We start from the raw sequence: 8,501 nt of genomic DNA, 5'->3' as shown, positions 1-8,501 counted from the left end.
GCGCGCCAGGCCGTGACGAGCAGGCCCGCGCCGACCAGCGCCAGCAGCCCGCCCAGTACGGCGCGGACGACGCCCAGCCGCTTGGTCTCGGCGGCCGCCAGTTCCGGGTGCAGGGCGGCCAGGGGGGCGACCGCGGTGGCCCGGCGGGCCGCGCCGAGGCTTGCGAAGAACGTGATGACGACGCCTACGATGAACGGTGCGACAAGGGCGTTCGCGCTCATGGTGAAGGGCACCGCTATGTTGAACATGCCCTGGCCGAAGTGCAGGAAGACCCGGGCCAGGACCACACCGGCGGCCACCCCGACGGCCGAGCCCACCGCGCCGAGTACGAGCGCCTCGCCGGTCACGGTGGCGAAGACCTGGCCCTTGGTGGCGCCGACGCAGCGCATCATGGCGAGTTGGCGGGCGCGCTGGGCGACCAGGATCGAGAAGGTGTTGGCGATGACGATCACGGAGACGAACAGGGCGATCCCGGCGAAGACGAGCAGGAAGTTGGTGACCGAGCTGGACTGCCTGACCAACTCGTCGATCTGGTGGCGCATCTGCTCCTCGCCGGTGCGGACGGTGCAGCCCCCGTCCTTGACGGGGCCCAGCTCGGAGATGGCCGTCTTGAGGGCGGCCGGGTCCTGGCCGAAGACCATGAGGCTGCTGTAGCCGGGGACGCCGGTGATCGCGACGGCGCCGGTGTCGGTGGCGAAGATGTGGTCGCTCCTCGGCGTGCTCACCGCGTCGCTGCCGGGCTCTATGAAGCCGACGACCGTCGACTGGTGGGGCTGGCTGCCGTTCGTGAACGTCTGGGTGGTGATCTGCTCGCCGAGCCCGATCTCGTAGCTGTCGCGCATGTGGGTGCTGACGGCGACCTCATCATCGGACTGCGGGATGCGGCCCTCGACGAGGCTGGTCCGGTCGGTGAGTCTCGGCAGGTTGTCGACCTCGATCTCGTTCTGGGCACCGGTACGGGAGAACAGCACCCAGCTCTGGTAATTGGCCCGGGTGCTCTCCACGCCGGAGGTCCTGCTCACGGCGTCGATGACCTGCTGGTCCACGGTGGTGGCCTGCTGGTCGTCGCCCGGGGAGACGACGACGGCCGCGTTCCCGATCTGTCCGCCGGCCAGTTCGCGGACGGAGGCGGTGAGCGAGGCCCCGAACAACAGGGTCGTGGTCATGAAGGCCACGCCCAGGACGATGGCGATGCCGGCGCTGAGCAGCCGGCGGGGCTGGCGCAGCATCAGAGCTCACCGTCCTCGAGCCGGGCGCGCTGGTGGCCGGCGGGGCTGCCGGGGGTCTGGGCGCTCCGGGCGGACTTCTTGCGGAGGCGCTTGTCGGCGATGATCCGGCCGTCGGCCAGCTGCAGCAGGCGGTCCGCGTAGCCGGCGGCGTGCGGGTCGTGGGTGACCATGACGATCGTCTGGCCGAGCTCGTGGACGCAGCGCGTCAGGAAGTCGAGCAGCTCGTCGCTGGAGGTGGAGTCGAGGGCCCCGGTGGGCTCGTCGGCGAAGATCACGTCCGGGCGGGTGATGAGTGCGCGGGCCGCGGCGACGCGCTGGGCCTGGCCGCCGGACAGCTCGCCGGGGCGGTGGGTGAGGCGCTCCGAGAGACCGAGGACCCTCACGATGGTGCCGAACCATTCCTGGTCGGGCCTGGCGTGGGCCAGTTTGAGCGGCAGCAGGATGTTCTCGCGGGCCGTCATCGTCGGTAGCAGGTTGAACGACTGGAAGATGAAGCCGATGCGCTGGCGACGCAGCAGGGTGAGCGCCTTGTCGTTGAGGGCGGTGGCGTCCACCTGGCCGATGGTCACGCGGCCTTCGGTGGGGGTGTCCAGGCCGGCGGCGCAGTGCATGAGCGTCGACTTGCCCGAGCCGGACGGGCCCATGATCGCGGTGAACTCGCCGCGCCGGAAGTCGACGGTGACGTGGTCGAGGGCCACGACGCGGGTGTCGCCCTGGCCGTAGACCTTGGTGAGCTGTTCGGTGCGGACCGCGGCCGTCAGCGGCTGCGCGATCGTTGTCGTCATGCTGGTCCTCCTCATCGGATCGGGTCGCGACGAGGGGGATCACTCGCCGCCGGTGATCTCATCGTTCCGAGGAGGGGCCTGCTCGCGCATCGGGCGCAGGGTGGGTTCGGGTCTCATCCCGTGGGTGGATACGCCGTGAGCGGATCAGCCGCTCGGAGCAGATCGCGGTGCGATGGGGCGTACGATGGCAGCAGCGGCTCGGGCACGCTCGACGAGGACTCGTGGTTCCCCGCCGGGGCGCGCCCGTTGGCGTTGCACCTGCTCGACCCATTCGGTCGGCCCCGTGACCGCGGGATGGGGCGGCAGCATCGCTCCGCGCCGGTGCGCCGGGCGGAGCCCGGGCGCTCGCACAGCCCGGACACAGCGGCGTTGCCGCTACCCAATGCCACAACGACTGCGAACATCCCCCTCTGGCCGCCGCGTCATCGCATGCCTGCGGCCCCGTTCCCGTATGGTGCCCGTTCCCTCGCCGAGTGCACCATGGAGAGGAGAAGCGCGGTGAGCGCTCCACCCCTGATCGCCGCATCCGCCCCGCGTCCGCCCGCCGCCGTCCAGCACGCGCTCGTGCTCGTCGCGGCCGTCTGCACCTGGGGCGCTGTGCCCCGGCCCGCCGCGCCGCCCGGCGCCTGGATGTGGGACGCCGACGGCATCGTCCTGGCGGCGTCCCTCGTGCTCGCCCGCCGCCACCAGCCCCACATCGACGACCGCGACCTGGACCGGACCCTCGGCCTCGGGGGCCTGCTCACCGCCGCCTGGATCGTCTTCGAGTGGGACACGGCGGTGCACCCGTTCGCCGCGAATGCGGCGGCCGGTGCGCTCGCACTCGGCTGCCTGTTCTGGGTGCTCGGCACGCGCGAGACCTGCTGGGCGCTGCCCGCGGCGCTGGCCCCGCTCCTCGGCGCCGTTCCGGCCCTGGGCGCCGCGCGGGCGGGGGCCGTGGGACTCGCCCTGTGCCTGCTCACCGGCACCGTCGTGGTCCTCCGCCGCGGGCCCGCCCCGGCCGGGCAGCTCGATCCGGTCGTCCCGGGCAGGCTCGTGGTCCCGGCCGTCGCCGCCGGCGCGCTGCTCCTCGTCGTGCGGGGGTGGGTCTGGTGAACGCCGATGCCATCCGGGAGCGGACGGGGTCCCTGGCCCTGCCGCCGGCCTCCGAACTGCGGGGGAGCCTCGACCGGTTGATCGGGACGGCCTGCCACGGCCTGTCCTCCTCGGCTCCCGCCTACTCCGCCAGGGGCGTCCTCGTGCGCTGGCAGCGCATCATGCTCGTCCTCCTCGCGGTCCTGCTGGCGGGCGGGCTGCTGCTCGCGCCCGCCGGCGCGGGCGTCGTCGCCATCGGGCTGGTGACCCTCGCCTATGCGGTCGCGTTCTGCTACCGGCTCGTCCTGTTCCGCCTCGGCGCCAGGGGCGGTCGCATGACGACGGTCAGCGACGAGGAGGCCCGGTCCGTCCCCGACGATCAGCTGCCCGCCTACACCGTGCTCGTGCCCGTACTCCACGAGCCGCTGCTGGGCGAGCTCGTCGAGCACTTGGAGCGCTTGGACTATCCCCGCCGCCTGCTGGACATCCGCCTCCTGCTGGAGGACGACGACGCCGAGACGACCGCTGCGGTACGGGCGCTCGCGCCGCAGCGGCACCTCAGCGTCGTCCGCGTCCCGGTCCGTGAGCCGCGCACGAAGCCCAAGGCCTGCAACTACGGCTTCCTCCCGGCCGAGGGCGGGATGTGCACCATCTACGACGCCGAGGACGCCCCGGACCCGCTCCAGCTGCGTCGTGCCGTCGTCGCCATGAGGCGCCTCGGCCCGCAGTACGCGTGCGTCCAGGCGCGTCTGGGCTTCTACAACGCCACCCAGAACCTGCTCACCCGCTGGTTCGCCCTCGACTACGGCTCCTGGTTCGGGAACATGCTCCCCGGGCTGGCCGCCCTGGGCGCACCGGTCCCGCTCGGCGGGACCTCGAACCACTTCCGCTCCGAGGTGCTGCGCGCCGTCGGCGCCTGGGACCCCTGGAACGTCACCGAGGACGCGGATCTGGGCCTGCGCCTGCACCGTGCGGGCTACAAGGTGGGGGTCCTGGGCTCGGTCACCCTGGAGGAGGCCAACTCCGACGCCATCAACTGGGTGAGGCAGCGCAGCCGCTGGTACAAGGGCTACATCCAGACCTTCCTCGTGCACGTGCGCCGGCCCCGCCTCCTCACCGCCCAACTGGGCCCGCGCGGGGTGGCCGGCCTGGTCGTCTTCATCGCCGGCACCCCGCTGCTGGCCGCGTTCAACGGGTTCTTCTGGCTGCTGACGGCCATGTGGTTCACGTCCCGGGACCCGGCCATCTCCGCGCTGTTCCCGCCGGCGGTCTACTACCTGGGCATGGCCTGCCTCGTGCTGGGCAACCTCGCCGTCCTGTACATGGGCGTGTTCACCGCGCGTCAGATGGAGCGGCCCGACCTGCTCGGCGCGGCGCTGCTGATGCCCCTGTACTGGGCCCTCATGTGGCTCGCCTCCCTCAAGGCGGTGATCCAGCTGGTCACGGCGCCGTTCTACTGGGAGAAGACCGCGCACGGGCTCCACCAGCAGGGGGAGCCGATGGTCTTGCCGGCGGGGAGGGGCTCATGACGGGGACGGCGCCCGCTCCGGCCGGCACGGAGGGCTCCCGTGCGCCGCGGCGGCGCGAGCACCGCCCCGAGACGCTGGTGGGCCTGGTCGCGCTGACCGTCTACCTGGCGGCGGCCTTCTGGCTCAGTGCCCACGACCTGGTCTTCCCGGATTCGATGAGCCGCGTCGCCAACGCTTACTACGTCCTGTTCAGCCGTGACCCCCACCTCGCCGCCATCGGTTTCGTGTGGAACCCGCTGCCCTCGTTCGCCGCCATCCCGCTGCTGCTGGCCTCCCCGCTGTGGCCCGCACTGGCCGCCGATGCGCTGGCGGGCTGCCTGGTCTCGGCGTTCTGCGGGGCGGCCTCGGTCGCCCTGCTGTACCGGCTGCTCGGGCGTCTGGGCGCGGGCCGGGTCGCACGGCCGGTCCTGACGGCGCTCTTCGGGGTGCACCCGCTGGTCCTGCTGGCCGCCTCGACCGGTGCGAGCGAGGCGATGCTGCTGGCGGTGTGCCTGTACGTCGTCGTGCACCTCGTGGACTGGCTCGCCGAGGGCGACCCGTGGCGGCTCGTCCATGTCGGCGTCGGCGCCGGCGTGGCCTACCTCGTCCGGTACGAGGCCCTGGCCGCCGGTGCCGCCGTCGGTGTCCTCGTCCTCGTCGTCAGCTGGTACCGGTCCCGGGCGCGGGGGCGCAGGGAGGCCCTCGGGATGGCGCTCGTCGACGTGGTCCTCGCGGTGGGGCCGATCGTCGCGGCCTTCTGCCTGTGGGCGCTGGCGAGCAGGGTCATCGTGGGCTCGTGGCTGGAGACCTTCACCTCCCAGTACGGCAACTCCGCCCAGGTCGGGACCTTCCAGACCTCGGTCGACGGGATCATCGGCTCCGGCGCGCACGCCCACCTGGGCTATGTGGCGGATCAGCTCGTGCACACGGCGCCGCTGGCCGTGCCGCTGGCGCTGCTCGCCCTCGCCGTCGCACTGGGCCGGCGCCAGGTGATCTTCCTGCCGCCCCTCCTCGTGCTCGGCTCGGTGCTCGCGTTCCAGAACCTCACCTTCCTGCGGAACATGTCCTTCGGCTGGCTGCGCTTCCAGATCACCGCCGTCCCGCTCGGGGTCCTCGCCGCCGGTTATCTGGCCGGGGCGGTGCACCGTGCCGCGCCCGTGCTGCGCAGGGCGGGCCCCGCGGTGCTGGCTCTCGCCGTGGCCCTCCCTCTGCCGGTTGCCTGGCGGGCCGAGTCCGACCCCCGGCTCGCCCGCGAGGAGACGCTGGCCGTCAAGGTCGCCGCAGCCGGCCAGTACGAGATGGAGCAGCGGGTCGCCGACGACATCGCCGGGATGGGGCTGGAGGAGGGGGCCGTCATCACGGACGTCGCCTACTCCTTCCCGATCGTCCTGAGCGCCGAGAACCCGCGCGTCTACGTGATCACCACCGATGAGGACTTCAAGGACCTGCTGGCGCGTCCCCGGGAGAACGGCGTCGACTACGCCCTGCTGACCTCCGCGGACGCGGCCCCCGCCGACGCCCTCGAGGAGCAGTACCCGGGGATGTGGGAGGACGGCGCCGGCGTGGCCACCATGGTCAGGCAGTGGAGCGACGCCCGCGACCTGACCTGGCGGCTGTACCGCTTCGGCTGACGGGCGGCGAGGCGGTCTCCCGACGTCCCGGGCGGTCGTCGGGGATCTGCGCGGCGCAGACGGCCGCGGCGGTGGCGCCTCCGGTCCGGCGGACCGGAGCCCGCGGGACGCCGCCGCCCGCCGGTGCCTCAGCCCCGCGGTCGGACGATCCCGGAGTCGTACGCGAAGACCACCATGTGCACGCGGTCCCGCAGCCCCAGCTTGGCCAGGATGTGGCCGATGTGCGTCTTGACGGTGGCCTCGCCGAGGAAGAGCCTGGCGGCGATCTCGGAGTTGTTGAGCCCCTGGCCCACCAGTGTCAGCACTTCGCGCTCGCGCTCGGTGAGCAGGTCCAGGCGCTCCCGGGCGGTGCCGTCCCGGCTCGACTTCGGGAGCGTGGGGACGAAGCGCTCCAGCAGACGGCGGGTCGCGCTGGGGGCCACGACCGCCTCGCCCGAGGCGACCGCGCGGATGGCGGCCAGCAGTTCGGCCGGCCCGGCGTCCTTGAGCAGGAAGCCGGAGGCGCCGGCCTGGAGGGCCGAGTAGACGTACTCGTCGAGGTCGAAGGTGGTCAGCACGAGCACTTTCGTGTCGGTGGCGGCGGTGATCGCCTCGGTGGCGGCGACGCCGTTCAGGCGGGGCATGCGGATGTCCATGAGGACGAGATCGGGGCGCCGGCCGTGCCCCGCGTTGACGACGGCGTCGACGGCGGCCCGGCCGTCGCCCGCCTCGCCGACGACGGCCATGTCCTGCTGCGCGTCGAGCACCATGCGGAAGCCCACGCGGACCATCTCCTGGTCGTCGGCCAGCAGCAGTTTGATGATGTCGTCGGTCATGCGTTCTTCCTGGTCAGATCCGTGATCCGGCTCAGCAGGGCCGGCGCGCCGGGGGGTCCGGCGGCTGCGGCGTGCGGGTCGGTCGTCTTCCCGGGCCCGTCGGCGGGGATGACCGCGAGCACCTCGAAGCCGCCGTCCAGACGCGGCCGTGCCGTGAGCGTACCGCCGAAGGGGGCGACGCGTTCCCGCATCCCGATGAGCCCGTGCCCGTGCCCGTCGTTCTCCTCCGTACCGCGGCCGTCGTCGCGGACGCTGATCGTCAGCCCGTCGACGGTGTGGCTCAGGTGGACCCAGGCGTGCGCGCCCGGCCCGGCGTGCTTGATCACATTCGTCAGCGACTCCTGGACGATGCGGTACGCGGCCGTCTCGCGGGCGGTGCCGAGCGGGGCGTGCCCCCCGGGGGCGCCGTCGATGACGTAGCTGATGCCGAGCCCCGAGGCGCGCGTGGCGTCGATGAGCTCGTCGATCTCGTCCAGCTGGGGCTGCGGGGCCATCTCGGGCGCCTCGCCCTCGCGCAGCACGCCGACCAGCGTGCGTGTCTCGCGCAGGGCCTCGCGCGAGGTGCCGGCGATGCGCTCCAGGGCGGTGCGGGCCAGTTCCAGTTTCGCGGCGTCCTCCCCCGGCTGGTCGAGCGCGTAGACCGCGCCGTCGGTCTGCACGACGATGACGCTCAACGAGTGGGCGACCACGTCGTGCATCTCGCGTGCGATGCGGGAGCGCTCCTGCTCGGCGGCCAGCTGGGCGAACCGGTCGCGCTCGGCGGCGATGGCCTCGGCCCGGTCCCTGAGCGTGCGCACCGTCGTGACGCGCTCGCGGGTGATGGCGCCGAGCAGCCAGCTGACGGCGACCAGGGCCGCGATGGCGGTGAAGCTGAAACCCACCAGGAGTATCACGGGCTCCGCGGCCGTGAGGTTCGACCAGGAGATGGCCGCGGCCAGCGCGGCGGCGATGCCCACCGCCAGCCACAGCCTGCGTGCCCGTTCACTGCCGTAGGCCGCGATGGCGAACATCATGATGAGCACGAAGAAGTTCTGGAACATCACCGGCGCCGCGATGGCGAGCTGCACCAGGTGGGGGATGACGAGCAGGGTGCAGGCCAGTGCGGGCCTCGTGCGCCGCCAGACGAGGGGGACGGCGTAGGAGAGGCCCCAGATGGTCATCAGGAATCGGTTGAGACCCGTGTCCGGGATGGAGCCGTTCTCGTAGCCGAGGAGACTGAGCGCGTTCCCCGCGGCCGGTTGCGCGAGGATGAGGGCCCAGATGGTGTCCCCCACCATCGGGTGCAGCCCGAACCAGTCGGTCAGGCGTTTGATGATCCGCACACGGCCAAGGTTACGGGCGCGGCCCCTGTCCGCGGATCCACCCGCCGGTTGAGATCGGCCCGGTGGGCGCCGGCAGCACGCCGCCGCCCGGTCCTCCCCGGACGCCGCGCGCCCGGGCGGTCGGTGCATCCGGGGCG

7 protein-coding genes are annotated in these 8,501 nt (G+C 72.7%); 3 read left to right on the top strand and 4 right to left on the bottom strand.

Annotated features, from left to right (window positions below; translation table 11 throughout):
• The coding region (locus tag R2N01_RS10365; RefSeq protein WP_316670894.1) for an ABC transporter permease at positions 1-1,229 on the bottom strand (1,229 nt) is incomplete at its 3' end.
• Complete coding sequence (locus R2N01_RS10360) at positions 1,229-2,014, bottom strand: ABC transporter ATP-binding protein (protein ID WP_316670891.1); 786 nt, start codon at positions 2,012-2,014, stop codon at positions 1,229-1,231. The genes R2N01_RS10360 and R2N01_RS10365, both read right to left, overlap by 1 nt.
• 498 nt (positions 2,015-2,512) lie before the next feature.
• Between R2N01_RS10360 and R2N01_RS10355 the strand changes: the two genes are divergently transcribed.
• From R2N01_RS10355 to R2N01_RS10345, 3 genes are read left to right on the top strand one after another with little or no spacing between them, the layout of a single operon-like run.
• Positions 2,513-3,109, top strand: a complete 597-nt coding sequence (locus R2N01_RS10355; protein WP_316670890.1) for a hypothetical protein — start codon at positions 2,513-2,515, stop codon at positions 3,107-3,109.
• Complete coding sequence (locus R2N01_RS10350) at positions 3,106-4,617, top strand: glycosyltransferase family 2 protein (protein WP_316670888.1); 1,512 nt, start codon at positions 3,106-3,108, stop codon at positions 4,615-4,617. The genes R2N01_RS10355 and R2N01_RS10350 overlap by 4 nt, the downstream gene beginning before the upstream one ends.
• Positions 4,614-6,227, top strand: coding sequence for a hypothetical protein (locus R2N01_RS10345; protein ID WP_316670887.1), 1,614 nt, complete (start codon positions 4,614-4,616; stop codon positions 6,225-6,227). The genes R2N01_RS10350 and R2N01_RS10345 overlap by 4 nt, the downstream gene beginning before the upstream one ends.
• Before the next feature lie 128 nt (positions 6,228-6,355).
• On the opposite strand, the gene R2N01_RS10340 is transcribed toward R2N01_RS10345, so the two are convergent.
• Both R2N01_RS10340 and R2N01_RS10335 read right to left on the bottom strand, forming a co-directional pair.
• Positions 6,356-7,042: a response regulator transcription factor gene (locus R2N01_RS10340; RefSeq protein ID WP_316670885.1), complete on the bottom strand. Its 687-nt coding sequence runs from the start codon at positions 7,040-7,042 to the stop codon at positions 6,356-6,358.
• The gene (locus tag R2N01_RS10335) at positions 7,039-8,364 is read right to left on the bottom strand and encodes a sensor histidine kinase (RefSeq protein WP_316670882.1); all 1,326 of its coding nucleotides are present in this window, start codon (positions 8,362-8,364) and stop codon (positions 7,039-7,041) included. Before R2N01_RS10335 ends, R2N01_RS10340 begins: the two co-directional genes overlap by 4 nt.
• Positions 8,365-8,501: the final 137 nt, after the last annotated feature.

This window comes from uncultured Propionibacterium sp., from assembly GCF_963539965.1.
GTDB lineage: Bacteria > Actinomycetota > Actinomycetes > Propionibacteriales > Propionibacteriaceae > Propionibacterium.
Note: the sequence above shows the minus strand (reverse complement) of the source record. Positions and strands in the feature narration are given on the sequence as shown.

Bases quoted from the DNA above. Each gene is read 5' to 3' on its own strand.
- R2N01_RS10345 (WP_316670887.1), top strand. From the start codon at position 4,614: ATGACGGGGACGGCGCCCGCTCCGGCCGGCACGGAGGGCTCCCGTGCG.
- R2N01_RS10340 (WP_316670885.1), bottom strand. From the start codon at position 7,042: ATGACCGACGACATCATCAAACTGCTGCTGGCCGACGACCAGGAGATG.
- R2N01_RS10360 (WP_316670891.1), bottom strand. From the start codon at position 2,014: ATGACGACAACGATCGCGCAGCCGCTGACGGCCGCGGTCCGCACCGAA.